The organism is Mesorhizobium sp. M0340, from assembly GCF_040321535.1.
Lineage (GTDB): Bacteria > Pseudomonadota > Alphaproteobacteria > Rhizobiales > Rhizobiaceae > Mesorhizobium.
Genome location: NZ_JAMYRR010000015.1, coordinates 73,070 through 95,526 on the forward strand (window position 1 = coordinate 73,070; position 22,457 = coordinate 95,526).

The following is a 22,457-nucleotide window of genomic DNA, read 5'->3' on the forward strand; positions in this document are numbered from 1 at the left end:
CGCGATGGCCGATCATTCGATCGCCGGTGCGACGGGCATTATGGCGACGGCAGGTGACCGTTCGCGGCGTGCCCGCCTCGTCATCGTGCTACTCTGCGTCGGGCTGGTTATCGCCGTGCTGTTGTCGCTGACCTCCGGCGCGTCCGATGCCTCGGCCATCGGCGTCATGCACAACTGGCTGTTCGGCGCGTTGCCCGGCGACGCGGCGTTGAGCGCCCGCGACCGCCTGATCATCCATGACATCCGTCTGCCGCGCATGATTCTGGGCGTGCTGATCGGTGCATCGCTTGCCGTCTCCGGTGCCGTCATGCAGGGGTTGTTCCGCAATCCGCTGGCCGACCCCGGCCTGATCGGCGTTTCGGCCGGATCGAGCCTCGGTGCGGTCGCCGTCATCGTGCTTGGTTCGACCATGCTGGCGCCGCTGACTTCAGCGCTCGGCACGACGGCTTTGCCGCTGGCCGCGTTCTGCGGCGGGCTGGCGACGACATTGCTGCTCTATCGGGTCGCCACACGACAAGGCCGGACCTCGGTCGCCACCATGCTGCTCGCCGGCATCGCGCTGGCGGCGCTTGCCATGGCGCTGACCGGCATCCTGATCTTCATGGCCGACGACCGGCAATTGCGCGACCTGACCTTCTGGCAGCTCGGTTCGCTGGGCGGCGCAACCTGGCAGAAGATCGGCTCGGTCGGGCCGGTCATCGTGCTGGCGCTGGCGGCAATGCCGTTCCTGGCGCGCGGCCTCAACGCGCTGGCGCTTGGCGAGGCCACCGCCGGCCATCTCGGCATCCCGGTGCAGCGCCTGAAATACACCGCCATCATCGGCGTCTCGGCAGCGGTCGGCGCCTCCGTCGCGGTCAGCGGCGGCATCGGCTTCGTCGGTATCGTCGTACCGCATTTGCTGCGTCTGCTGATTGGCCCGGACAACCGCTATCTGCTGCCTGCATCGGCACTGCTTGGTGCGGTGCTGCTGCTTTTGGCCGACGCCGTCGCCCGCACCATCGTCGCCCCGGCCGAATTGCCGATCGGCATCGTCACCGCGGTCGCCGGCGCACCGTTCTTCCTGTGGATACTGCTGCGTAAGCGCGGCGTCATCGACCTGTGAGAGACCGTTTGGAAACTCTACTCTGGCGGCCATCTGATGCCGTTTTTCTGCGCTTCCGGTGCTCACGGACCCAAATGTCCGCTCCGCTCCGGTTCTCGAAACCACCACCATATGACTCGCCAGAGCGAATTTCGAAACAGTCTCTAAGAGGGTTTTTATGATCGAAACGCGGGATGTCTCGGTGGCGATCGGCGGCAAGCGCATTGTCGCCCATATCGATTTCGCGGCTCGGCCCGGCGAGGTCGCGGCCATCGTCGGCCCTAATGGTTCGGGCAAGACGACCTTTCTCAGAGCACTGTCCGGCGATCTTGCTTATTCGGGAGAGGTCACCGTCAACGGCCGCAATCTATCCGCGATGAAGCCGGTCGAGGCGGCGACGGTGCGCGCGGTGCTGCCGCAGGCGACGACGCTGTCCTTCCCGTTCACCGTGCGTGAGATCGTCAGGCTAGGCCTGGTCGGCGGGCTCTCCGGCGCGTTGCCCGGCGAGGACCAGCGCCTGCCCGAACGGGCGCTGGCTCGCGTCGACCTCGACGGTTTTGCCGGCCGCTTCTACCAGGAGCTGTCCGGCGGCGAGCAGCAGCGCGTGCAGCTTGCCCGCGTTCTGTGCCAGGTATGGGCGCCGGTGCTCGACGGCAAGCCGCGCTATTTGTTCCTCGACGAGCCGGTGTCCAGCCTCCACATCAAACACCAGCTGATCATCATGGACATCGCGCGTGATTTCGCCAGGCGCGGCGGCGGCGTGGTCGCCATCCTGCACGACCTCAATTTGACGGCGATGTATGCCGACCGGATTTTCGTCATGCATCGCGGCAGGCTCGCCGCTACAGGTTCGCCGCAACAGGTGCTCAGCGACGAGCTGATCGAAAAGGTCTTCGATTGCCGGCTGAAGGTCGGCGTGTTGCCGGCGGCAAACATGCCGTTCGTACTGCCGCAATCGGCGGCTTAGGCAATCAGAGAACTCAAGCGGCCGGCGCCCTTTGCACCAGCATGTCGATGCCGAGCAGGTGCCGCACATTCGGGCGCGCCGCCACCAGATCGGCGATCGTGTAGCGCGACAGCACGGCGAAGAAGGCGTTGAGCGCTTCGCGCAATGCCGAATTCAAGGCGCAGCTGTCGACCAGCGGGCATTCGGCGGCATCGTTCTCGAAGCACTCGGCCATGGCAAAGCTTTCCTCAGTCACCCGCACGACATCGAACAGGCTGATTGATTCGGCCGCACGGCCGAGCCTGACGCCGCCATTCCTGCCGCGCACCGTTTCGATCAGCCCGTGCTCGACCAGCGGCTGCAGAATCTTGAACAGGAAAAGTTCCGATACCGAATAGGCGGCGGCGATCTCGGGGATGCGGCTCAACCGTTCGGTGTTGGCGGCGCAATACATCAGAATGCGCATGGCGTAGTTTGTCTGACGGGTAAGCCGCATCGTGTCCTCACATAGCAGTGGTTGGCGTCAATATGGCCTATAGTTTGGAACAATTCCAGACTGGCGCTGCATAATAGATGAATTCCGGCGTCAAGTTTGCGTGCACAATTGCGCGGGCTGAAACCAGCGGCGCGCTTTCCGTGGCAGGCGGCACTAGATAAGTTCGCATACACGATCAGGAGCGGCCCATCATGTCTCGACCAGCCCCGGCATTTGCATCTGTCGCGTCCGCCCGGTTCGATGCCGATGCCAAGCTTTCGGCGCTCAGGCGCACCAAGTTCGTTGCCGCCGCGGCACTTGCGTTTTGCGTGCTGGTCTTTGCGGTGGCGAAATCGCTCGAGAGCCGGCATGCGTGGCTGGGCTTCGTCGCCGCTTTCGCCGAGGCGGCGACGATCGGCGGGCTGGCCGACTGGTATGCGGTGGTGGCGCTGTTTCGGCGGCCGCTTGGCCTGCCGATCCCGCATACGGCCATCATCCCGGAAAACCAGAACCGCATCGCCGACAATCTCGGCCGCTTCATCGAGGTCAATTTCCTGGCGCCGGAACCGGTGCGCGAAAAGCTCGCCGAGGTGGACTTTTCGGCGCTGGTCGCGGACTGGCTGGCCGACCCGAACCGCGCCGCCGATTTGTCGCGTTTCGTTGGCCGGCTGGTGCCGCAGACGCTGGCAGCGGTCGAGCAATCCGGGCTGCGCGGATTCGTCACCAGCCGCATGCTGGAGCAGATCGAGAAGGTACCGCTGGCGCCGCTTGCCGCCGAGCTGCTGTCGGCGCTGACCGACGATCGCCGCCACCAGAAATTATTCGACGAGTTCACCAAGGTGGTCGGCCGCTTCCTGAGCGACGAGCAGGCGCTGGCGACGATGCGCGAGAAGATCCGCGAGGAACTGCCGTCGCTGTTCAACCTGTTTCGCGCCGACGCCTATCTGTTGAAGAAGATCGTTGCGTCGGCCGGCTCGCTGCTCGATGAGGTGCGGGCCGATCCGCACCACCCGATGCGAGCCGAATTCGACCTTTTCGTCGAAACCTTCGTCGAGCGGTTGAGGACATCCAAACAATATGCCAGGCGCGCCGAAAAGCTGAAGCGCGATTTCCTTGCCCGGCCAGAGCTCAGCGCGTTGGCCGGCGATATGTGGGACAGCCTGCGGCTGTTCATCGAACAGGACGCCAAGGCGCCGAATTCGATGATCCGCGACCATCTCGCCACCATGTTCGTCGAGGTCGGCCGCCATCTTGCCGACGACGCGCAGATCAGGGCCGACATGAACCAGGGCTTCATCGTGGCGCTGGCCTCCTTCGTCGAAAGCCAGAAAAGCGGCGTGTCGAAGTTCATCGCCGACCAGGTCAAGCGCTGGGACCTCGCGCAACTGACGAGGCTTATAGAAATGAACATCGGCAAGGACCTGCAATATATCCGCTTCAACGGCATGATCATCGGTGGCCTTGCCGGGCTCGTGCTCTACATTGCCGAACGGCTGTTTCTCGTCGGCTGACTCGTCCGAATGGACCGCTGAGCTTCGCTGCACTATCTTCGGTGCAGTGGCGGCGTTCACGGCAACAGGGGGGGAGAGAACCAGCATGGCAAAACGACCGGAGTCTGAGTCCTTCATCGACATGTTCGGCAAGTTCGGCCGCGACCTGAAGCTGCCGAATGTCGACGTCGAGGCGATCCTCGCCCACCACGCCAGGAACCTGGAAGCGCTGGAGAAGTCGGCCAGGGCGAGTGCCGCCGGAGCGTCGGCGCTGTTGTCAAGGCAACGCGAGATGCTGCAGGACACACTGCGCGAAATCACCGACATGGCACAAAACTACCGAGCGTCCGGCACTCCGCAGGAAATGATGCAGAAGCAGGCGGCGTTCGCCAGGAAATCCTTCGAGACCGCGCTGAAGAATGCCGGCGAGATGGCCGAACTGGCGAGGGCGTCCGGCACCGAATCGATCGAAATCCTGCATCAAGGAGGCGATGGAGGAGATCCGCGCCGGCCATCATAAGGGGTAAGCTGTTCCCCGGCAGCACGCTTGCCGGCAGCGACGACCGGCGGTTCGCGGCCGAAGATTATGGGCTGGAATCGCACTGGCGAATTGACAGGGGGGGCCGGTCGTGGTCCGGAACAGGCAAGCGATCGGGAAAGCAGGAATGACGCAGATACGGCCGAGGACGCCGCCGACCTTCGAGCAACTCAGGGCGATGGCCGGGCAGGAGTTGGGCGTTTCGGACTGGACGTTGGTCGATCAGCACCGCATCGACCAGTTTGCCGAATGCACTGGCGATCATCAATGGATCCATGTCGATCCCGAACGGGCGAAGCGGCAAAGCCCGTTCCGAACGACGATCGCGCATGGCTATCTGACCCTGTCGATCATCGGCGCGCTGGCGCTCGAGATGGGCATCGTGCCCGAAAACACGCAGGCCGCGTTCAATTACGGTTTCGACAAAGTGCGTTTCGTGGCGCCGGTCAGGGTCGGCTCGCGAATCAGGCTGCGTACCACGCTGTTGTCGATGGAAGACAAAGGTCCGGGGCAGTATTTGATGAAGGCCGCCAATACAGTCGAGATCGAAGGCGAGCAAAAGCCGGCGCTGACCGCCGAGACGCTCGTCATGCTTTATGCACGCCGCAAGCGGGCAGGGGCCTGAGAGCACAGCCTCAGACCAGCAGGCTTCCGGCAGCGCAATCAACGCGACATCGCCTCTTCAAGCGCCCTGAAAATCCGGTCGTCGCCCGATTGGGCGACGTTGAAGCGCATGTAACGGCTGGCCGAACGGGACAGGCTGAACGCATTGCCGGGCGCAAGCACGACGTTGGCCGACAAAGCGTGACGGGCGACGTCCGCGGCATCTATTCCCTCCGGCAGCCTGCACCATAAAAACATGCCGGCCGGCTGATCTATCCACGGCACGATGCCGATTGCCCTGAGCCGAGTGCCGGTTTCTTCCATGGCGCGCGAGAGCCGCGCGCGCAGCAGATCGACGTGCTTGCGATAGAGGCCGTCCTTCAGCAGCATCAGCACCAGTTCGGATGCAAGTCGCCCGCTGCCAAAGGATGTGGCAATCTTGAGATCGGTCAAACCTTCCATCCAGTCGCGAGGAGCGGCGATGAAGCCGCAGCGCACCGATGCCGACAGCGTCTTGGAAAAGCTTCCGATATGGATGACCCGGCTGAGGCCGTCGAAGGCCGCCAGCCTGGGGGCGGGCGTGTGTTCGAAATCGGCGAAGATATCGTCCTCGATGATCGTCAGCCCCGACTGATCGGCGAGCTTCAGCACCCGATGGGCAACGACCGGGGACAATATAGCGCCGGTCGGATTATGGAGCGCCGAATTGGTGATGTAGAGGCGCGGCCGGTGCTCGTTCAGCGCCTGCGCGAACAGTTCGATGTCCGGCCCCGAGCGCGTGTAGGGGACGCTGATCACCTTGGCCCGATGGGCGCGCAACAGGGCATGGAAGTTGAAATAGCAGGGATCGTCGACCAACACCGTGTCACCCGGTTCGAGCAGGAACCGGCACAGCAGGTCGATCGCCTGAGTGCCCGATGCCGTCAGCATGATCTGTTCCGGGGACGCTTCGATGCCGTGCTCGGCCATGCGCCGCGCCAGCAGGTGTCGCAACGCCGGCAACCCGAGCGGCGTGCCGTAATCGGTCAGCGCTGCGTCGTCGGCGCGAGCCATCGTCCGCAGCGCGCGACGCAATCCGGCCTCGGGCATCCATGACGCCGGCAACCAGCCGCAACCCGGTTTCAGGACGCCGTCGCCGGCTTCCAGCGATTGGCGCGAGACCCAGAGCGGGTCGACAGCACGGTCAAGCCTGGGGCCGATCTCGGCCAGCGACAGCGGAGCCAGCGGTCCGGCGGCATAGAAGCCCGAGCCTGGCCGCGAGCGGATCATGCCTTCCGCCGCAAGACGCTCATAGGCTTCGACCACGGTGGATTTGGAAACCTGCATGGCCTTGGCGAAAGCCCGGATCGAAGGCAGCCGCATTCCCGGTGTCAGGCTGCGCGAGGCGATCCTGTGCCTGATCGTCGCCATGACGCTTTCGACAAGCGTCCGGCTGCCTTCATCTGTTGTCGTCTGCTCGTCCATCCGTACTGCTCGCCCCACCATGACAGTTTTGTCAAACTGTACCTGATTGTCTCTGGCGGAGCCATACGCCCGGCCCGATAGAGGGCGAAATCAGCGGGGCATCTATGGACAAAGCGGCGAGTAGCTGGGCGGCGAGTAGCTGGGCGGCGAGTGGCTGGGCGGCAAGTGGCTGGGTCAACGGGTTCATCGGCGTGCTGATCTTCAGCGGTTCGCTGCCGGCGACGCGCGTGGCGGTGATGGATTTCGATCCGGTGTTCGTAACGGTCGCCCGTGCGGCTTCGGCGGGCATCCTCGGCCTGGCGCTGCTGCTTCTCTTTCGCCAGAAGCGCCCGGAGCGGCGAGATCTGTTCCCGCTGGCGATCGTGGCGCTTGGCGTCGTGGTCGGCTTTCCCCTGCTGACAGCGCTGGCGCTCAAGCACATCACGTCGGCTCACTCCATCATTTTCGTCGGCCTGTTGCCGTTGGCGACCGCGATCTTCGGCGTGGTTCGAGGCGGCGATCGCCCGAAGCCGGCGTTCTGGCTGTTCTCCTGCCTCGGCAGCGCCCTTGTTGCCGGTTTTGCAGTCACGCAAGGCCTGTCGGTCTCGCCGCTCGGTGACATCCTGATGCTGGCCGCCATCATCGTGTGCGGATTGGGCTATGCGGAGGGAGCGGCGCTGTCGCGCAAACTCGGTGGTTGGCAGGTGATTTCGTGGGCGCTGGTGCTGTCGCTGCCCTTCATGCTGGCGCTGACGTTCATCACCATGCCGCCGTCGCTCGAAAGTGCCGGCAGGGGCGCATGGATAGGCCTGGCCTATGTTTCGCTGTTCAGCATGCTGATCGGTTTCGTGTTCTGGTATCGCGGCCTGGCGCAAGGCGGCATCGCCGCGGTCGGGCAGTTGCAACTGCTGCAGCCCTTCTTCGGCCTCGGGCTGGCGGCAGCGCTGCTGCATGAGCAGGTCAGTCCCGCCATGATCGCCGTCACCGCAGCCATCGTGCTTTGCGTCGTCGGTGCCAAGAGATATGCGAAATAGGTGCGCCAGCGCACTCTTGACTCGATACAATCGCGTCCAATTGATACCAAAAGCTGCCGACCTGGCGGAACGACGTCTCGAGGTGCCGAGTCGGCCAGAGTGGCACAAAGGCGCGAGGTGGCCTCACGTCGGCGTGGAGGAAAAAGGGACGATTTTGGTGCCTGGGGTCCAGAAGGTAGTCTTGTCCTCCGGCGGCGAGGTGGCCGTCCGGACGGCTGGTGACGCTTCCAAGCCCGCGCTCGTGCTGCTGCACGGCTTTCCCAGCTCTTCGCGGACGTTTCGCGACGTGATCGCGCCGCTCTCCGGCTGCGCCTATGTCGTGGCGCCTGACCTGCCGGGCTTCGGCGCGTCCGATCTGCCGCCCGAGCCATCGTTCGACATGCTGGCCGGCGCGATTGAAGAGGTGCTCTCGCGTCTCAACGTTGGCCGCAGGTTTCTTTATCTGCATGATTTCGGAACCCCGGTAGCGCTTCATCTCGCCATGCGCGCGCCGGAACTCGTCGAAGGCCTCGTTATCCAGAATGCCAATGCCCACCGCTCCGGTTTTGGTCCGCAATGGGCAGACACATTGGACTTCTGGGCTGCGCCGAATGCGGCGAATGAGCAGGCCGCCACCGCCCATCTGACCCTCGAGGGAACCCGCGACCAGTACGTCGCCGGGCTGCCAGCCGAGATCGCGGCGCGGGTCGATCCAGGTAACTGGATTGAAGACTGGCGGGTCATGTGTCTGCCGGGACGACTTGATCTGCAGAAGGCGCTGATTGCCGACTACGGCCGGTATGTCGACCGGTTCGGGGAAGTGGCTGATTATCTGGCGAAGCATCAGCCCCGAGCGATGCTTCTTTGGGGTCGCCACGATGCCTTCTTCGACATTGCAGAGGTTCAATCGTGGCTTGTGGATCTTCCCCGGATGGAGGCTCACGTCTTCGACGCAGGACATTTCCTCCTGGAGACGCATGCGCTCAAGGCTGCTGAACTGATGCTGGAGTTCGTCGCCGGCGGCTCAGCTAAGCGCGCTGGCCGCGGCGACCAGAAATAGTCGCAAGGATCAGCGCCGCCACTACCAGGGCCGTCGCCACCTGGAAAGTGACCTGCATCCCTCGTGCGGCTGCCGCAGGTGCTAATATCTGCTGACCGCTACCTTCGCTTCCGCCAGCCGATGCGAAGGCAAACACCGCGCCCATCACCGACGCACCGGTGATCAGGCCTAGATTGCGCGAGAAATTGAGCAGGCCGGAGACGACGCCGCGCTGGTCGGATGCCACGCCGGTCATCACGGCTGAATTGTTGGAGGTCTGAAACAGGCTGTAGCCGGTGCAGACGATGATGATCGGCACGATATAGCCGGCAATACCGAATTCCGCCCGCGACAGAGCAAAAGTACCAACGGCGAGATCGAACAGGCCGACGATCATCATCCGGTGCGCCCCGAAACGATCGACCAGGCGTCCGGCCGGCAGCGCCGCCAATGCGGTAACCAGAGGGCCGGTCGACAGAACCAGCCCGACCATGGCTGCGTCTAGCCCAAGCGTGCGCGACAGATAGAACGGCGCGACCACCAGCGTCGCCATCATGACGGTGGCGACGATCAGGTTCATGGCGAGGCTTGCGTTCAACGCCTGATCGCGGAACCTGGCAGGTTGGATCAAAGGGTTCTCGGTCCTTGTCTGCGCAATGACGAACAGCAGGCCAGCCACGGCGGCGGCAATCAGCAAACCGACATTGAGGAAACCAAAACTGCCGCGCCCAAGCGTTATGGCGAGCGCATAGGCGGCCAGCGTCAGAGCAAGTAAGGCCGTGCCGATCCCGTCGAAACCCCGCCGATCTGGCGTCTTTTTTCCGGCCGGCAGGACGCGCCAGGCGAGCGCGAAGGCCAGCGCCCCCAACGGCAGATTGATGAGGAAGATCGCGCGCCAGCCGAGGCCGGCGATCAGCAATCCGCCAAGCGACGGGCCAAGCGTGGTGCCGATCGCCGACATGGCGCCGAGCAGGCCCATGGCGCTGCCGGTTTTTCCCCGGGGAACCGTGTCCGCGACAAAGGCCAGCGTAAGAGCCATCATGACAGCCGCGCCGAGCCCCTGTGCCGCCCGTGCGGCGATCAGCAGCCAGAGCGTCGGGGCAAGCCCGCAAAGCACGGATGCGAAGGTGAACAGGGCAATGCCGCCGAGCAATAGCGGACGGCGGCCGAATATATCGGCGAGCCGCCCGGCGCTGACGACCAAGGTGGTGATGGCGAGCAGATAGGCAAGGACGACCCATTGCACGAGCTGGAACGATGCGCCGAACGCCTGCATCAGCGATGGCAGCCCGACGCTGGCGATGCTGGTGGCGAGCGACGACAGCAGCGTTGAAAGCGACAGGCTTGCCAATGCCCATCGGGTCGAGCGGGCGCTCACCGGGGCAACTTCGTCCCAGGTCTTTTCAGCGGTCGATGCCAAGGTGAACTCCTTTGCCGTCAGCCCCAAATCGGAGCTGTCGGAGGCTATTCCCTCACATGATGTGGCGGAAGGCGCAGTATTTGCATCTTATTCGTGCATGAAACGCCACATTACAGCTGAGCTGTGCTACGGTCCTTCCATGTCGTCGCCCGATCTCAATCTGCTTGTCGCCCTTGATGTGCTGCTGACCGAGGGAAGTGTGGCGCGCGCGGCCGGGCGGCTGCGCCTCAGTCCCTCGGCGATGAGCCGGACGTTGGCGCGGTTGCGCCAGGCGACAGGCGACCCATTGCTGGTTCGGGCCGGCCGTGGTCTGGTTGCGACGCCGCGCGCGCTCGAATTGCAGCAGCAAGTGGGCCGCGTCGTGCAGGATGCGGAAGCGCTGCTGCGTCCGGCCAGGCCCCTCGACCTCTCCGCTCTCGACAAGGTCTTCACGCTGCGCGCCAACGAAAGTTTTGTCGAGGAGTTCGCACCGCGTCTTGTGACCCGTGTCGAAGCGGATGCGCCTGGTGTGCGGCTGCGTTTTGCGCCGAAATCCGACAAGAGCGACATGTCGTTGCGCGACGCGGCGATTGATCTCGAAATCGGGGTTGCCAGTGAAACGAGCCCTGAAATGCGCATTCAGGTGCTGTTTCGCGACCGCTTCATCGGTGTGGTGCGAACGGGACATAAACTGAGCGAGGGCCCGGTGAGCCCGGAACGTTATGCGGCCGGTCGCCACATCAGCGTGTCGCGGCGTGGCCGCGAAAAGGGCCCGATCGACGAGGCCTTGAAACTGCTGGGTCTCCAGCGGACGGTTGCGTGCATGGTTTCCAGCTTCTCGGCCACGCTCGCCATGGCGCGCGCCTCCGATCTGATCGCCAGCGTCCCCGAACGGCACACGCTGGGCGCGCGCGCAGGCATGTACAGCTTCCCGTTGCCGGTCGACATCGAGGAGGTCACCATTTCGATGCTCTGGCATCCGCGGCTCGATGTCGATCCGGCGCAGCGCTGGCTGCGAGCCTGCGTGCGGGAGGTCTGCGCGTCGTTTCGCTGATCCAGAGTCGGGGCGTGATCTAGAATCTGGTCACCACGCCGATGCCGATGCCTTCGAAGCCGCCCATCGCCATCAAAGCGGCCGGCGCTTCCTCGAGGCTGATCTTCTTGCCGACCAGGAGTTCGGGTTTGAGCTTGCCGGTGCGGATCATCTCCATCATCGCCTGGTAGCGAAACGCCTGCATGCCGTGGCTGCCGCGGATTTCGAGCTCGAATGCGATCACCTTGTCCATCGGAATCTGCGGCCTGGCATGGTCGCCGAGCATCAGGCCGACCTGCACGTGGCGCCCGCGGCGGCGCAGGTTCGCGATCGAATTGAACGAGGTTGTCGGGTGGCCGAGCGCGTCCATCGACATATGCGCGCCGCCATTGGTGATCTGCTTGACCGCCTTGACCACGTTCGGCGTGTTCGCCGCGTTGATCGTCGCCACCGCGCCGATCTTTTTGGCAAAGTCCAGCTTCTCGTCGGTGAGGTCGATGGCGACGACATTGGCGCCCATGGCGCTGGCGATCATGATCGCCGACAGGCCGACGCCGCCGCAGCCATGCACGGCCACCCATTCGCCGGGAGTCACGCGGCCCTGATCGACGATGGCGCGGAACGAGGTGACGAAGCGGCAGCCGAGGCTGGCGGCGGTGGCGAATTCCATCTCGTCGGGCAAGCGCACGAGATTGGTATCGGCATGGTCGATGGCGACATATTCGGCGAACGACCCCCAGGCGGTGAAGCCGGGCTGGAACTGGTGCTCGCAGACCTGGTGGTTGCCCGACGTGCATTCGAAGCAGCGGCCGCAGCCGACGGCAAACGGCACGGTGACGCGCTCGCCGCCCTTCCAGCGGGTCACCTGGTTGCCTGCGGAGACCACGACGCCGGCCAGTTCGTGGCCCGGCACATGCGGCAGCCGGATGCCGTCGTCGTGGCCCATCCAGCCATGCCAGTCGCTGCGGCAGAGGCCAGTCGCCTCCACCTTGATGACGACGCCTTCCGGCGAAGGCGTCGGATCCGGCACGGTCTGGATCGTCGGCGCCTCGCCGAATTTTTCGAAGACGACGGCTTTCATGACAAGGCTTTCATAAGTTTCAATTCACCAAGGGCGCATTCGTCAGGCGGTTGTTCGGAGTTAGCTTGATGCCGGCGGCGTGTCGAGAAGCGGTTGCCGCTTTCGAAACCACTCGCTCGCTTCAGTATCCCACGGCCAGATGCCTTCGGTCGTAGGATAGATAAGCTGCATAACCCGGAAGCCCAGGCCGTCGTAGAACCAGATGTCCCAACCGAAATGTTCAGGATAGTGCTCAACATGGACCGAGCCGAACTGACAGTCGAAGCCGCCTATGAAACCAGACGATCGCCGCCCGATGCGGAAAATCTCGCCGTTGCACACCCGTCTGCAGTATTGGTTGATGACAGACTGGGAAAGCTCTGGCTTCAGCCCGACAACGACCAGTTCAGGAGCATTGAAATTGTGCTCTATCCCCACCGAGTAGCTGAAAGGCGGATGCTCGCCTTCTTCCAGCACATACAGAATGTGGCAGCCATATTCTTCGATATCGGCGAGCGTTTTCGCTTCATCTGGATCTTTGGCTTGTCTATTCGGCATCGATCTGGTTCTCCGGCGCGGCCTTCCGGAATGCCGGCAGCGCCATGCAGGCGGCATTGATGCGCGCGATCGTCGGGTAGGGCGTCATGTCGACGCCGAAGCGGGCATTGCTGGTGACCTGCGCGACCAGGCAGATATCGGCCAGCCCCGGCGTGTCGCCATGGCAGAATGTCTTGGTCTCGGGCGAGGAAGCCAGAATCTTTTCAAGCGGCTGGAAGCCTTCGTTGACCCAGTGCCGGAACCAGTTGACGACATCCTGGTCGCCGGCGCCGAACAGCGTGCGCAACGAGGTCAGCACGCGCAGATTGTTCACTGGATGGATGTCGCAGGCGATCATCTGCCCCAGCATTCTGACGCGGGCGCGGCCAGGCGCATCCTTGGGCAGCAGCGGCGGCTCGGGCGTGGTCTCGTCGAGATATTCGATGATCGCCAGCGATTGCGTCAGCAGCGTGCCATCGCCTAGGACCAGCGCCGGCACCAGCCCTTGCGGATTGACCGCGAGGTAGGCGGGATCCAGATGCTCGCCGTGGCGCAAATGATGCGGCACGTACTCGTAGGCCAAGCCCTTCATCTCCAGCGCGATCCGCACCCGGTAAGAGGTCGAGGAACGGTAGTAGTTGTGAAGGACGATATCGCTCATTGTGTCACGGGCTCGGTTGGCCGATGGTCAGTTCGATTTCGCCGATGCCGTCGACGCCGCCGGTGATCTTTTCGCCCGGCCCAACGGCGCCGACGCCGGCCGGCGTGCCGGTGAAGATCAGGTCGCCGGGCCTAAGTTCTACCGCCTCGCTGCAAATCGAGACGATGTCGGGAACCGGCCAGATCAGTTCGGCAAGGTCGCCGTCCTGCCTGATCTCGCCGTCGACCGCGAGCCAGATGCGGCCCTTGTCGGGATGACCGGATTGTTGCGCCGGGACCAGCGGGCCGCAGGGCGCTGAACGGTCGAAGGCTTTCGACCAGTCCCACGGTCGTGCCGCCTTTTTCGCCTCGTCCTGAAGGTCGCGGCGGGTCAGGTCGACGCCGACGCCGTAACCCCAGACATGGTCCAGCGCCCGCTGGCGCGGGATGCGAAAGCCGGTCTTGCCGATCGCGACGACCAGCTCGATTTCGTGGTGCAGGTTTCGGGTCAGCGGTGGGTAGGGGACCGTGGTGCCCGAACCGACTACCGCGTCGACCACTGCGTCGCCCGGTTTGGTGAAGAAGAAGGGCGGATCGCGCTCGTCATTGCCGAGCTCGCGGGCATGGGCGGCGTAGTTGCGGCCGACGCAGAAAATGCGGCGCACGGCAAAACGCTCCGGCGAGCCGGCCACGGCCACCGACGGGGTTGCGGGCAGGGGAAGGACGAAGCCGGTCATGCACTGTCTCTGTTCAGTGGATCTGTCGCCGGCACATTCGGCCGATTTGGGCAAACGGGCAAGGCATTGGATGGCGGAAGAGCAGGCCTGCCGCACGGTGCCGCGGAAATCGTCGGTCCATCCTGCTTTAGCCAGCCAAGATGGCAATGTACTATTTGGCAATAAGCTGGCCATGGTTGCCGGACTATTCTAGACCAGACCAGACCAGACCGAACCGAAGTGAAGCTAATGACCGCAGTCAACGATCGCGCCCGGTTCCTCATCATCGACGACCATCCGCTGTTTCGCGAGGCCCTGCACAGCGCAGTGCAGATGGCCTATCCGGAGGTCGATACGGTGGAAGCGCGCTCGATTGCCGAGGCGCTCGAGCTTCTGACGGATGCCAAGCCGTTCGACCTCGCATTGCTCGATCTCAGTATGCCCGACGTGCATGGCTTTGACGGGCTGCTGCAGCTCAGGACGCGTTATCCGCGCCTGCCGGTCGTCATCGTGTCCGGCTATGAGGAGCCGAAGATCATTTCCGAGGCGCTGTCCTACGGCGCGGCCGGCTTCATCCCGAAATCGGCACGCAAGAGCGATCTTGCCGCGGCCATCCGCTCGGTGATGGAAGGTGCGATCTATGTTCCCCAGACCTATGAGGACCGGCCGCCCGACGCCGACAGCACCGACCGCGCCGAGATGGTACAGCGCCTGGCCACGCTGACGCCGCAGCAGCTCAAGGTGCTGCAGATGCTGCGCCAGGGCCTGCTCAACAAACAGATCGCCTACGAGCTGCAGGTCGGCGAGACCACCGTCAAGGCGCATGTCTCGGAAATCCTGCGCAAGCTCAACGTCTACAGCCGCACCCAGGCGGTGATCGAGGTCTCGAAGCTGGACAATGCCGAGCTGTTTCGCGATCCGGCGGGGTTTTGATCGCACGGTCGTCTGCGAATAAAGACGGACTCTTCACGCCTTCTGTTGTTCTAAATTTTCATCAAAAAAACTGAACCAAGATAGAATATTCCATCTTTGTTATAGAAATGAATACTTCCTCCATCGTGCAGGCGAAGACCGCGGTCTGAATCGCTGTCAAACGTTTTATCGTAGTTGAATCCGACAGAGTTAATCATCAGATATTCTGCAACGTCGTTCTTGGTCTTGCCCGCGACGGCTTCAATGTCTGCAATCCAAATCCGGTGACAGCGCACCATGTTTCTTGCGTCGCCTGCCTTATTTTTCGTGGGTTCACGGCTTTGTCGATTTGCAGCGCAACCCGGTCAGCTGCGTTACTTAGTGCGGCAGACCGGGAACGATAGGGCGGGCGAGGCGAGCCATGCAGTCGATCTACGGACAACTACGGCCAGGCGAACAGTAGAAAAGTGCACTGTTGCCGTAATTGCATCTATTAGATCCGAACTTTCATTCCTGGCGTCATTGCTTGTTCCAAATTCTGCAGCTTGTCGCTTCAAGGAAGACGATTGACGTATTTCCTTACGAGGTGGCGCGTCTTCTGGTTGGCCGATCGGGACGATGACATTGATGACAAATACGGCTGTAATTATTATCGATCCTCGCTCGAGAGTGACGGCAGCCAACCAGAGCCTTCTGAGCATTGATTTCGGACGTCGACAAAAACGCCGCCGCCACAATTTTCCAAAGAGGAAACTGCTGGCCGCTGCCTCCAATTAGCGATCGAGCGATGATATTGGACGCTCGCTCAAACGGTTCGTCTAAGAGGATGAAAAAGCGGAAAAAATCTCTCACCTCGCTGAGAGGGTAGGAGCCCTTGCTCGTCTCCAAGAGCCACAGACCATGATCGTATCGCAACTGGAATTCTTGCACTGCCTACAAACCCTCAAAGTGAACAAGGACCAATATGCGAAAATCCAATAACGAGCGTTCGTCGTGTCCATTGTATACATGGAACACCTGATCCCTTGCGCAAAGCTAACGCCTCTGAGACGTCAAGCCAGCACATGCGCCAGCACGCCGCGCAGTCGCGCCGGCTTCAGCGGCTCATGTCGCAGAAAACCGCAGCCCCGTCATTCCATGCGACTCATACATGTACTTGAATTTATCAGAAACAATCATATGGAATCTCGTCCCGAAGTTGTCATTCAGGCGAAAAATATCAAACTCGGTCGAGAAACCATCAACAAGCCTTAGCTGATCAACGCGGTATATGTCTCCGTCTTCAAATGTTTCGAAAGTAGACTCGGAAAAGTCGAACCCTTTTATCTCCTCCATGGGTACATATATTTTCAAGTCGCCCCTATCCGTCTTGGCCGTATAAAAGAGGTGCTTGCTTCTCGAAACAATCGGACCAAACGCCTCGAATATCTCGCGCTTTGCAAACAAGACGCCTGGATGAGAGCTTGGTACGAAATCCGAGATATGCAGCGGCCGCTCGTCATCAAAGCGAAAAAGCAACTTACTTTTGTCGACAGGCCCAGCCTCCTCCATCTCGAGGAAAGCCTGGGATCCATTTGTATTTCCGTCGTCGACGAGAATACAGTAGTCTCGGGCGTTTTCTTCTATTCTCCAATACATCCTTGGCCTTTTCAAAATTTGGTTCTGCCTGATGCAGTTCGCCCATGCCCTCAGATGGGCTCAAGCCAGCAAATGCGCCAGCAGCGCCCTTAGCTGCGCGGGCTTCAGCGGCTTGCGCATCAGCTCGATGCCAGCGGCGCGGGCGGCGTTGGCGACGGTCTCCGAACCGTCGGCGGTGACGATCAGCGCCGGCACGGCGCGGCCGAGATAATCACGGACCTCGGCGATTGTGGTGGTGCCGAGGTCGCCGCCGTCGAGATGCTGGTCGGCTATGACAATGTCTGGCAACCAGTCGGTATCGCCAAGCAAGTCGAGCGCGTCACCGGTCGAGGTGGCGGGGCGCACCAGGCATTGCCAGCGCTCGAGCAGGGAGGTCATCGCCTGCAGCACCTCGATGTCGTTCTCGACCAGCAGCACCCTTGTGCCGAACAGACCGTAGCCGCGCGGCCGCTCCATGTCGACGGTGCCGGCGATTGGATCGGCCGTGTCGCCGATCCCGACCGGAACGTCGATATGGAAAATCGTGCCATGTCCGACCTTCGACGAAAACGTGACGGGATGGCCGAGTGCCGCGGCGATGCGGCGCACGATGGCCAGCCCCAACCCCAGCCCGCCGGCGGCAAGCCCGGCATCCGTCGGGATCACGCCCCGATGGAATTCCTCGAACACCGCCTCGCGCTGGTCGTCGGGGATGCCGCAGCCGGTATCGGCGACGTCGATGCGGATCGTGTCGCCGCGATGCCTGGTGCCGACCAACACGCCGCCCGAGCGGGTATAGCGCAGTGCATTGGACAGGATGTTCTGCAGGATGCGGCGCAGCAAGGTTCGGTCCGAACGAACGAGCGCATCGACCGGCCGGAACTTCAGCGTCAGCCCCTTCATCTCCGCGACCGGCTGAAAATCCGAGCGCAGAGACGAAAACAGCGTCTCCAGGCTGACATCGGTGATGTCGGGCTGCACGACGCCGGCATCGAGCTTGGAAATGTCGAGCAAGGTGCGGAGCAGGTCCTCCATCGTCTCCAGCGATCGCTCGACCTGGCGGACCAGGTTTCTGCCTTCCTCGCTGGTCTGTACTTCGGCAAGTGCCGAGACCGACAGATGCGCGGCGTTCAGCGGCTGCAGCACGTCATGGCTGGCGGCCGCAAGGAACCTGGTCTTGGACAGGTTCGCCAGCTCGGCGTTTTCCTTGGCTGCATTCAAGTCGATGTTCGACTGCTCCAGCCGGCGCAAGGTCGAATGCAGCTCTTCGGTGCGGCTGCGCACCCGGCTCTCAAGCGAAATGGCGGTCTGGAACAGCGAAAAGGCATTGCCTTGCTGGTCCATGGAACGCTCGACGCGGCTGATCAGCGCGGCGTTGATCTTCTTCAGTCTTTCCAGGTCGTCGATGTTCCTGAGCGGCATGCCGGATTTCCTACTCCGCCGCTTCGGCCGCATTGCGTTCACCGAAGGCGATGCCGGTGAAGGTCTGGTTCAGATGCATCGAACGGTACTGTTCGCCATAGGTGCCGAAGCCGAGGACGTTGTTGACCTTGTAGAGTTCCGAAATCTCGCGATAGACCTGCCGATTGCGCGCGTCGAGCCGGCGCAGCACGCAGTCGAAACCGAGGATCAGGTCGATGCCGCCAAGCCTTTCGCTGACGTCGCTGAGAGCGGCGCGGGTCGCCTCGACCATGTCCTTAGGCTGGGCGACGGCAAGCACGACACCATCGTCGATGGCGCAGAAGAACGACAGCGAGCCGTCCGCGTGCATCTTCTGGATTGAACGGCAGTAAAATTCGCCGCCGACTTTCACCACCACCGGGTGCGAGGCAAAACTCAGTGGCGTCAGCATCTGCGCGACGACGCCGACCGAGGCGGCATATTCCTCGGCGGCAATGGTGGCGTTGAATTCGCGCACGATGCGGTGGTCGGGATCGGATGCCGTCACCACCAGCTTCTCGTCGGTGGGAACGAAATTGTCGGTCTTGAACACGTGGAAAGGAATTTCCGTGGTGATCAGCACGATGATGGCGCTGTCGGAGGTCACTTTGCCGTTCGAGATCAGCCGCGTTGTCTCGAATTTCAAGTCATCGCCAGCCGACCCGCCGATCAATGGAATATCGTCGAGCCCCCAATGGATGGCGGAGGTCACCGCTTCTTCGGCATAAGACAGGCCGTCGATCAAGCAGAGCGCGAACGTGGTGTCGGCTCGCTCGTGCCCGAGGCGCTCGCGTAACGAACGCCTCAGCGCCTCGACTTCGCCGGTAATCCCGTCCATGCCCGATGAGGACAGATTTTCGACCATAGTGCTGGCTGCCGAAAACGAGGCGGAGGGAAGCAGCAAAGCCAGGATCTGGCCTTCCTCCAGCCCCTTGGGCGTTATCTCACCGGCCGTCGAGCAGCCGGCATAGTGGAGCGCCGGCGCGTGGGTCTTCAGCGCTTCCGACAGGGCGACGGCCTCTATGAGGCTCTGCGAGAAAAACAGGAGGGCGAACCCGGCGTCAATGCCCGCTGCTTCCGCTGCCACCGCCCGGGCGAACGCATCCGCGTCAGATTCGTCGGTGGTGAGCACCGAAAGGCCGCATGCATAGCGCGTCCGTGACTTGGCCAGCGGCTTCCTCCTCCATTTCCTCCGACGCTTTTTTGTGCGCGTCTGGCGCGCCGGCGTCGAGGTCATTGTTGTCTTGAAGCGGTGCTTTGGCAATCAGCCAACATGATGGATTTGAAGTTTCTACCGTTTGACGGCGTCAGCGCAGCCGCTCACGGACGGAAGCTGTGCGTCCCGTCGGGCGTGTCGTTATCTCGCACTTGCACAAAGTTGTAGTGCACTGCAATATGGCTGGGAATGCGGCCTTGAGCCCGCCTTTCGCAGAGGGGACCGGCATGACGGACATCTCCGCGACGCGTCTTGTCGTGGCCAGGCCTGTCGCCGACACATCGTCAAGGGCGAGGCTTGCCTATCTCGACGGCTGGCGCGGCCTGTCGATCGCGCTGGTGCTGATCGGCCATTTCTTCCCCGTTCCCGGCATCAATCTCGGCGTCCTGGGCGTCGAATTCTTCTTCGTGCTCAGCGGCCGGCTGATGGCCGAGATCCTGTTCGTCGAATACTATCCGCTGAAGAAATTCTTCAAGCGCCGGTTCTCTCGCATCTATCCGGCACTGCTGGTTTTCGTCGTCGTCGCGATGATCGCCTTGTCCGGCACGTTCATCGCCTTCAAGTGGAAGGCGGCGCTGACGGCGCTGACGTTCACCTACAATTACGCCGGAGTTCTCGTTACCCGCGCCGGCTCGCTCGACCATATCTGGTCGCTCTGCGTCGAAGAGCATGCGTATATCATTCTGGCTCTGATCAGCGTCGTCGTCCGTGGACGGTCCCGCGTCATCATGCTGCTCGGCGCATTGTCGCTGCTGGCCATGGCGAACGGCGCCATCTCCTACTGGGTGCTCGCAATAGGCTACGAGGGCACCTATTGGCGCACCGACGTGCACATCGCCTCGATCCTGCTGTCGGCGGTGTTATGCCTGCTCAAGGCCGACGACAGGCTGCCGGCGCTGCTCAAGGGGCCGCACGTTGCCCTGGCGGCCACAGTCGTGGCTGTGCTCCTTTTCATGGCTGCCGTGCCAACCCCCATTCACTATCTGGTCGCGGTGCCGCTGCTGGCGCTCGCCGTCAATTTGCTCGACTTCAGCAGCCGCTACCTGACCGGGTTTCTGTCGTCCCTGCCAATGACGATGCTGGGGCTGTGGTCGTATTCGCTCTATCTGTGGCAGCAGCCCTTTTATCAATTCGTCGACATACAAGGCAGATCGCCGTGGCTGATGCTGGCGGCGGCGTTCGCTTGCGCGCTGTGCAGCTACTATATCATCGAAAGGCCGGCCCGCTCCTGGCTGAACCGCAATTGGTAGGGCGAACGGCGCCCGCCGTTTTAGCCGGCGATCCGCCTTGCATAATACCGCACGGCTTTCCTGCCACCGTGGATTACCGCGTCGCCCACTTCCGCAAAGCCGAGTGCGGCATGGAAGGCGTCCGAAGCCGGATTGGGCGGCTCGGCATTGACTTCGCAGGTGACGATCGCCTGGCTGGCGCGTGACGCCTGCTCGAACAGATCCTCATACAGCCGGCGGGCATGGCCGCGCCCGCGCGCTGCAGCGGCGACCACGACGCGATCGACATAGACGAACCGCGGGTAACGATCGCGAAACCACAGGAAGTTCGGGCTATCGTAGCTGGCGTCCTGGTCGAAGGTCATGATGAAGGCTTCGAGCGAACCGATACGGCGTGCGTAAAACGCTTCGCCGAGCAAGAAGGAAAGGTGGTCGGGTTCGAGCCACGACAATTCGGCGGCGTGCTCGTTGTTGAGCGCGAGGACGGCCGGCTCATCACGCGGCGAAACCCGCTCGATCGGCAAACGCGTTTCGATCATGTTTTTTCTGTCTTCCGGGATCATGTCCGGACGGCGGCAATGGTCGCCGCCACCCTCGCCTCGTCGGTCACGGTGTTGCGGTATTCGCGGTCGAGATCGGTGCCGCCCATGCCGACCCTTGGGTTGCGGTAACGCATGGCACTCGGCACGTCCTTGAGCGCGGCGAAATGCATTTCGCTCAACCCGGTTTTCCTCCGCACCTTGCCGATGTTCTCTGGGTCAAGCCCGCCGCAGCCGAGGATGATGATGCGGTCGCCAGCCTGCCTGACAAGATCGGCGAGCAGGTCAGCGCCCTCGAGCGCCGTGTCGCGCTGGCCGCTGGTCAGCACGCGGCCGACCTTGCAGCGGATCAGTGTCTCCAGCGCCTCTGTCGGGTCGCGCGTCATATCGAAGGCGCGGTGGCAGGTGACGTTCAATCGCCCCGCCGCCTGCACCAGTTCGCTCATGCGCTGTTCATCGATCGTGCCGTCGGCATTAAGGCAGCCGATAACGACACCGGCGACGTCGGTGTCGGCAAGCGCGTGGACATCGGCGAGCATCGAACGATATTCGGCTTCGCTATAGAGAAAATCGCCGCCGCGCGGCCGCACGATGACGTGGAACGGGATCGTCGCCAGCTCGAGCGCCGTGCGCACCGTGCCGAAGCTCGGTGTGATGCCGCCTTCGATCAGGCTGGCACAGAGCTCGACACGGTCGGCGCCGGCGGCTTGCGCGGCCAGCAGGCCGTCTATGCCTTCGACGCAGATTTCGATCAGCGGCAGGCGAGGGCGTTCGGTCTCGGGCATGGGGGATCCGTTCATGATTTCAGCTGGCCAGCGGTAGCATCGGGCATGGTGCGATGAAAGCCGGAAGTGTTGGCTCAATGTGCTTGCGATCGCGCCTGCCATTCCGCCGCTTGACACATTCATAACTTCAGAGTTATACGTAAACGATAGCTGGTGGGTTATTGGTTCTCGTGGAGAGCGCGTTGGTGAACAGACCAGCCAAACCGCAAACAACGGGTCCGAAGTTATGACTGGAGCAACTACAGTCGAAACCAAATCCATTGTCGTCGAGCGTCTCATACCGCACGCGGCTGAAAAGATATGGCGCGCACTGACCGTACCCCATCTGGTTGCCGAATGGCTGATGAAGAACGACTTCGCGCCTGTGCAAGGCCATCGCTTCACCTTTCGCGCGACGCCGGTACCGGGCTGGTCCGGCGTGACGAACTGCGAGGTGCTGAAGATCGAGCCGCCGCGCCTACTCGCCTACAGCTGGGGCGACGGCACCGAATCCGACAGCGGTCTGAAGACCGTCGTGACATGGTCGTTGACGCCCGAAGGTACGGCGACCCGGGTGCGCATGGAGCATTCCGGGTTCCGGGCCGAGGACGAGCGCGGGTACATCGGAATGGGAAGCGGCTGGCCGCGCATTCTCGAGCGGCTTGAGCAGGTGACTGCCTCGCGAAGCTGAAGATCCCTGCGCTCGCCGCAACGCGGCGGCCGGCGAA

Annotated in this window: 22 protein-coding genes and 1 pseudogene; 11 read left to right on the plus strand and 12 right to left on the minus strand. The window is 62.5% G+C overall.

What is annotated here, in order from left to right; all coding sequences use genetic code 11:
- Window positions 1-4: 4 nt before the first annotated feature.
- Window positions 5-1,102: a FecCD family ABC transporter permease gene (locus NKI79_RS21160; RefSeq protein WP_352804078.1), complete on the plus strand. Its 1,098-nt coding sequence runs from the start codon at window positions 5-7 to the stop codon at window positions 1,100-1,102.
- 157 nt (window positions 1,103-1,259) lie between these two features.
- The gene (locus NKI79_RS21165; RefSeq protein ID WP_352804081.1) at window positions 1,260-2,048 is read left to right on the plus strand and encodes a heme ABC transporter ATP-binding protein; all 789 of its coding nucleotides are present in this window, start codon (window positions 1,260-1,262) and stop codon (window positions 2,046-2,048) included.
- A gap of 13 nt (window positions 2,049-2,061) precedes the next feature.
- Here the strand turns inward: NKI79_RS21165 and rirA are convergent, their stop codons facing one another.
- Window positions 2,062-2,523, minus strand: a complete 462-nt coding sequence (gene rirA, locus NKI79_RS21170; protein WP_352477664.1) for an iron-responsive transcriptional regulator RirA — start codon at window positions 2,521-2,523, stop codon at window positions 2,062-2,064.
- Window positions 2,524-2,714: 191 nt separating this feature from the next.
- Here rirA and NKI79_RS21175 point away from each other — a divergent pair, with 191 nt between their 5' ends.
- The 3 genes and pseudogenes from NKI79_RS21175 to NKI79_RS21185 all read left to right on the plus strand — a co-directional run bounded on the left by NKI79_RS21175 (window position 2,715) and on the right by NKI79_RS21185 (window position 5,155).
- The gene (locus NKI79_RS21175) at window positions 2,715-4,013 is read left to right on the plus strand and encodes a DUF445 domain-containing protein (protein ID WP_352477666.1); all 1,299 of its coding nucleotides are present in this window, start codon (window positions 2,715-2,717) and stop codon (window positions 4,011-4,013) included.
- 85 nt (window positions 4,014-4,098) lie between these two features.
- Window positions 4,099-4,519 (plus strand): annotated as a pseudogene (locus NKI79_RS21180) (phasin family protein).
- Between the two features lie 138 nt (window positions 4,520-4,657).
- Entirely contained in the window at window positions 4,658-5,155 is a 498-nt protein-coding gene (locus NKI79_RS21185) for a MaoC family dehydratase (protein ID WP_254818237.1), read from the plus strand.
- 38 nt (window positions 5,156-5,193) lie between these two features.
- On the opposite strand, the gene NKI79_RS21190 is transcribed toward NKI79_RS21185, so the two are convergent.
- Window positions 5,194-6,597: an aminotransferase-like domain-containing protein gene (locus tag NKI79_RS21190; protein WP_352804084.1), complete on the minus strand. Its 1,404-nt coding sequence runs from the start codon at window positions 6,595-6,597 to the stop codon at window positions 5,194-5,196.
- A gap of 104 nt (window positions 6,598-6,701) precedes the next feature.
- Between NKI79_RS21190 and NKI79_RS21195 the strand changes: the two genes are divergently transcribed.
- Window positions 6,702-7,610, plus strand: coding sequence for a DMT family transporter (locus tag NKI79_RS21195; protein ID WP_352804087.1), 909 nt, complete (start codon window positions 6,702-6,704; stop codon window positions 7,608-7,610).
- 181 nt (window positions 7,611-7,791) lie between these two features.
- On the plus strand, window positions 7,792-8,649 hold the full coding sequence (locus NKI79_RS21200; RefSeq protein ID WP_352804090.1) for an alpha/beta fold hydrolase: 858 nt from the start codon (window positions 7,792-7,794) through the stop codon (window positions 8,647-8,649).
- On the opposite strand, the gene NKI79_RS21205 is transcribed toward NKI79_RS21200, so the two are convergent.
- Window positions 8,618-10,048, minus strand: coding sequence for an MFS transporter (locus tag NKI79_RS21205; RefSeq protein WP_502909837.1), 1,431 nt, complete (start codon window positions 10,046-10,048; stop codon window positions 8,618-8,620). The two genes, NKI79_RS21200 and NKI79_RS21205, sit on opposite strands and share 32 nt — an antisense overlap.
- 139 nt (window positions 10,049-10,187) lie before the next feature.
- On the opposite strand from NKI79_RS21205, the gene NKI79_RS21210 reads away from it, so the two are divergent.
- The gene (locus tag NKI79_RS21210; RefSeq protein ID WP_352804093.1) at window positions 10,188-11,081 is read left to right on the plus strand and encodes a LysR family transcriptional regulator; all 894 of its coding nucleotides are present in this window, start codon (window positions 10,188-10,190) and stop codon (window positions 11,079-11,081) included.
- Window positions 11,082-11,100: 19 nt separating this feature from the next.
- Here the strand turns inward: NKI79_RS21210 and NKI79_RS21215 are convergent, their stop codons facing one another.
- The 4 genes from NKI79_RS21215 to NKI79_RS21230 are packed head-to-tail and all read right to left on the minus strand — an operon-like array spanning window position 11,101 to window position 14,033.
- Complete coding sequence (locus NKI79_RS21215; protein ID WP_352804096.1) at window positions 11,101-12,141, minus strand: zinc-dependent alcohol dehydrogenase family protein; 1,041 nt, start codon at window positions 12,139-12,141, stop codon at window positions 11,101-11,103.
- Between the two features lie 60 nt (window positions 12,142-12,201).
- On the minus strand, window positions 12,202-12,678 hold the full coding sequence (locus tag NKI79_RS21220; protein WP_352804099.1) for a DUF4262 domain-containing protein: 477 nt from the start codon (window positions 12,676-12,678) through the stop codon (window positions 12,202-12,204).
- Window positions 12,668-13,318, minus strand: coding sequence for a maleylacetoacetate isomerase (maiA, locus tag NKI79_RS21225; protein ID WP_352804102.1), 651 nt, complete (start codon window positions 13,316-13,318; stop codon window positions 12,668-12,670). The genes NKI79_RS21220 and maiA overlap by 11 nt, the downstream gene beginning before the upstream one ends.
- Before the next feature lie 4 nt (window positions 13,319-13,322).
- The gene (locus NKI79_RS21230; protein ID WP_352804105.1) at window positions 13,323-14,033 is read right to left on the minus strand and encodes a fumarylacetoacetate hydrolase family protein; all 711 of its coding nucleotides are present in this window, start codon (window positions 14,031-14,033) and stop codon (window positions 13,323-13,325) included.
- A gap of 228 nt (window positions 14,034-14,261) precedes the next feature.
- Here NKI79_RS21230 and NKI79_RS21235 point away from each other — a divergent pair, with 228 nt between their 5' ends.
- A complete protein-coding gene (locus NKI79_RS21235) occupies window positions 14,262-14,945 on the plus strand; it encodes a response regulator (RefSeq protein ID WP_352804108.1) in 684 nt (227 codons plus the stop codon).
- Between the two features lie 1,083 nt (window positions 14,946-16,028).
- Here the strand turns inward: NKI79_RS21235 and NKI79_RS21240 are convergent.
- Genes NKI79_RS21240 through NKI79_RS21250 form a run of 3 tightly spaced genes read right to left on the minus strand, consistent with a single transcriptional unit; the run spans window position 16,029 to window position 19,218 of the window.
- Complete coding sequence (locus NKI79_RS21240; protein ID WP_352804111.1) at window positions 16,029-16,562, minus strand: hypothetical protein; 534 nt, start codon at window positions 16,560-16,562, stop codon at window positions 16,029-16,031.
- Between the two features lie 60 nt (window positions 16,563-16,622).
- Window positions 16,623-17,963, minus strand: coding sequence for an ATP-binding response regulator (locus NKI79_RS21245; RefSeq protein ID WP_352505807.1), 1,341 nt, complete (start codon window positions 17,961-17,963; stop codon window positions 16,623-16,625).
- 10 nt (window positions 17,964-17,973) lie between these two features.
- Window positions 17,974-19,218, minus strand: coding sequence for an FIST N-terminal domain-containing protein (locus NKI79_RS21250; protein WP_352804114.1), 1,245 nt, complete (start codon window positions 19,216-19,218; stop codon window positions 17,974-17,976).
- A gap of 206 nt (window positions 19,219-19,424) precedes the next feature.
- Between NKI79_RS21250 and NKI79_RS21255 the strand changes: the two genes are divergently transcribed.
- Complete coding sequence (locus tag NKI79_RS21255; protein WP_352804117.1) at window positions 19,425-20,447, plus strand: acyltransferase family protein; 1,023 nt, start codon at window positions 19,425-19,427, stop codon at window positions 20,445-20,447.
- 20 nt (window positions 20,448-20,467) lie between these two features.
- On the opposite strand, the gene NKI79_RS21260 is transcribed toward NKI79_RS21255, so the two are convergent.
- Both NKI79_RS21260 and NKI79_RS21265 read right to left on the minus strand, forming a co-directional pair.
- The gene (locus tag NKI79_RS21260) at window positions 20,468-20,965 is read right to left on the minus strand and encodes a GNAT family N-acetyltransferase (protein WP_352804120.1); all 498 of its coding nucleotides are present in this window, start codon (window positions 20,963-20,965) and stop codon (window positions 20,468-20,470) included.
- 20 nt (window positions 20,966-20,985) lie between these two features.
- Complete coding sequence (locus NKI79_RS21265; RefSeq protein WP_352704589.1) at window positions 20,986-21,750, minus strand: copper homeostasis protein CutC; 765 nt, start codon at window positions 21,748-21,750, stop codon at window positions 20,986-20,988.
- A gap of 226 nt (window positions 21,751-21,976) precedes the next feature.
- Here NKI79_RS21265 and NKI79_RS21270 point away from each other — a divergent pair, with 226 nt between their 5' ends.
- Entirely contained in the window at window positions 21,977-22,420 is a 444-nt protein-coding gene (locus tag NKI79_RS21270) for an SRPBCC family protein (RefSeq protein WP_352804124.1), read from the plus strand.
- Window positions 22,421-22,457 lie beyond the last annotated feature (37 nt).

Bases quoted from the DNA above. Each gene is read 5' to 3' on its own strand.
- NKI79_RS21160 (WP_352804078.1), top strand. From the start codon at position 5: ATGGCCGATCATTCGATCGCCGGTGCGACGGGCATTATGGCGACGGCA.
- NKI79_RS21165 (WP_352804081.1), top strand. From the start codon at position 1,260: ATGATCGAAACGCGGGATGTCTCGGTGGCGATCGGCGGCAAGCGCATT.
- rirA (WP_352477664.1), bottom strand. From the start codon at position 2,523: ATGCGGCTTACCCGTCAGACAAACTACGCCATGCGCATTCTGATGTAT.
- NKI79_RS21175 (WP_352477666.1), top strand. From the start codon at position 2,715: ATGTCTCGACCAGCCCCGGCATTTGCATCTGTCGCGTCCGCCCGGTTC.
- NKI79_RS21185 (WP_254818237.1), top strand. From the start codon at position 4,658: ATGACGCAGATACGGCCGAGGACGCCGCCGACCTTCGAGCAACTCAGG.
- NKI79_RS21190 (WP_352804084.1), bottom strand. From the start codon at position 6,597: ATGGACGAGCAGACGACAACAGATGAAGGCAGCCGGACGCTTGTCGAA.
- NKI79_RS21195 (WP_352804087.1), top strand. From the start codon at position 6,702: ATGGACAAAGCGGCGAGTAGCTGGGCGGCGAGTAGCTGGGCGGCGAGT.
- NKI79_RS21210 (WP_352804093.1), top strand. From the start codon at position 10,188: ATGTCGTCGCCCGATCTCAATCTGCTTGTCGCCCTTGATGTGCTGCTG.
- NKI79_RS21215 (WP_352804096.1), bottom strand. From the start codon at position 12,141: ATGAAAGCCGTCGTCTTCGAAAAATTCGGCGAGGCGCCGACGATCCAG.
- NKI79_RS21220 (WP_352804099.1), bottom strand. From the start codon at position 12,678: ATGCCGAATAGACAAGCCAAAGATCCAGATGAAGCGAAAACGCTCGCC.
- maiA (WP_352804102.1), bottom strand. From the start codon at position 13,318: ATGAGCGATATCGTCCTTCACAACTACTACCGTTCCTCGACCTCTTAC.
- NKI79_RS21230 (WP_352804105.1), bottom strand. From the start codon at position 14,033: ATGACCGGCTTCGTCCTTCCCCTGCCCGCAACCCCGTCGGTGGCCGTG.
- NKI79_RS21235 (WP_352804108.1), top strand. From the start codon at position 14,262: ATGACCGCAGTCAACGATCGCGCCCGGTTCCTCATCATCGACGACCAT.
- NKI79_RS21240 (WP_352804111.1), bottom strand. From the start codon at position 16,562: ATGTATTGGAGAATAGAAGAAAACGCCCGAGACTACTGTATTCTCGTC.
- NKI79_RS21245 (WP_352505807.1), bottom strand. From the start codon at position 17,963: ATGCCGCTCAGGAACATCGACGACCTGGAAAGACTGAAGAAGATCAAC.
- NKI79_RS21250 (WP_352804114.1), bottom strand. From the start codon at position 19,218: ATGACCTCGACGCCGGCGCGCCAGACGCGCACAAAAAAGCGTCGGAGG.
- NKI79_RS21255 (WP_352804117.1), top strand. From the start codon at position 19,425: ATGACGGACATCTCCGCGACGCGTCTTGTCGTGGCCAGGCCTGTCGCC.
- NKI79_RS21260 (WP_352804120.1), bottom strand. From the start codon at position 20,965: ATGATCGAAACGCGTTTGCCGATCGAGCGGGTTTCGCCGCGTGATGAG.
- NKI79_RS21265 (WP_352704589.1), bottom strand. From the start codon at position 21,750: ATGCCCGAGACCGAACGCCCTCGCCTGCCGCTGATCGAAATCTGCGTC.
- NKI79_RS21270 (WP_352804124.1), top strand. From the start codon at position 21,977: ATGACTGGAGCAACTACAGTCGAAACCAAATCCATTGTCGTCGAGCGT.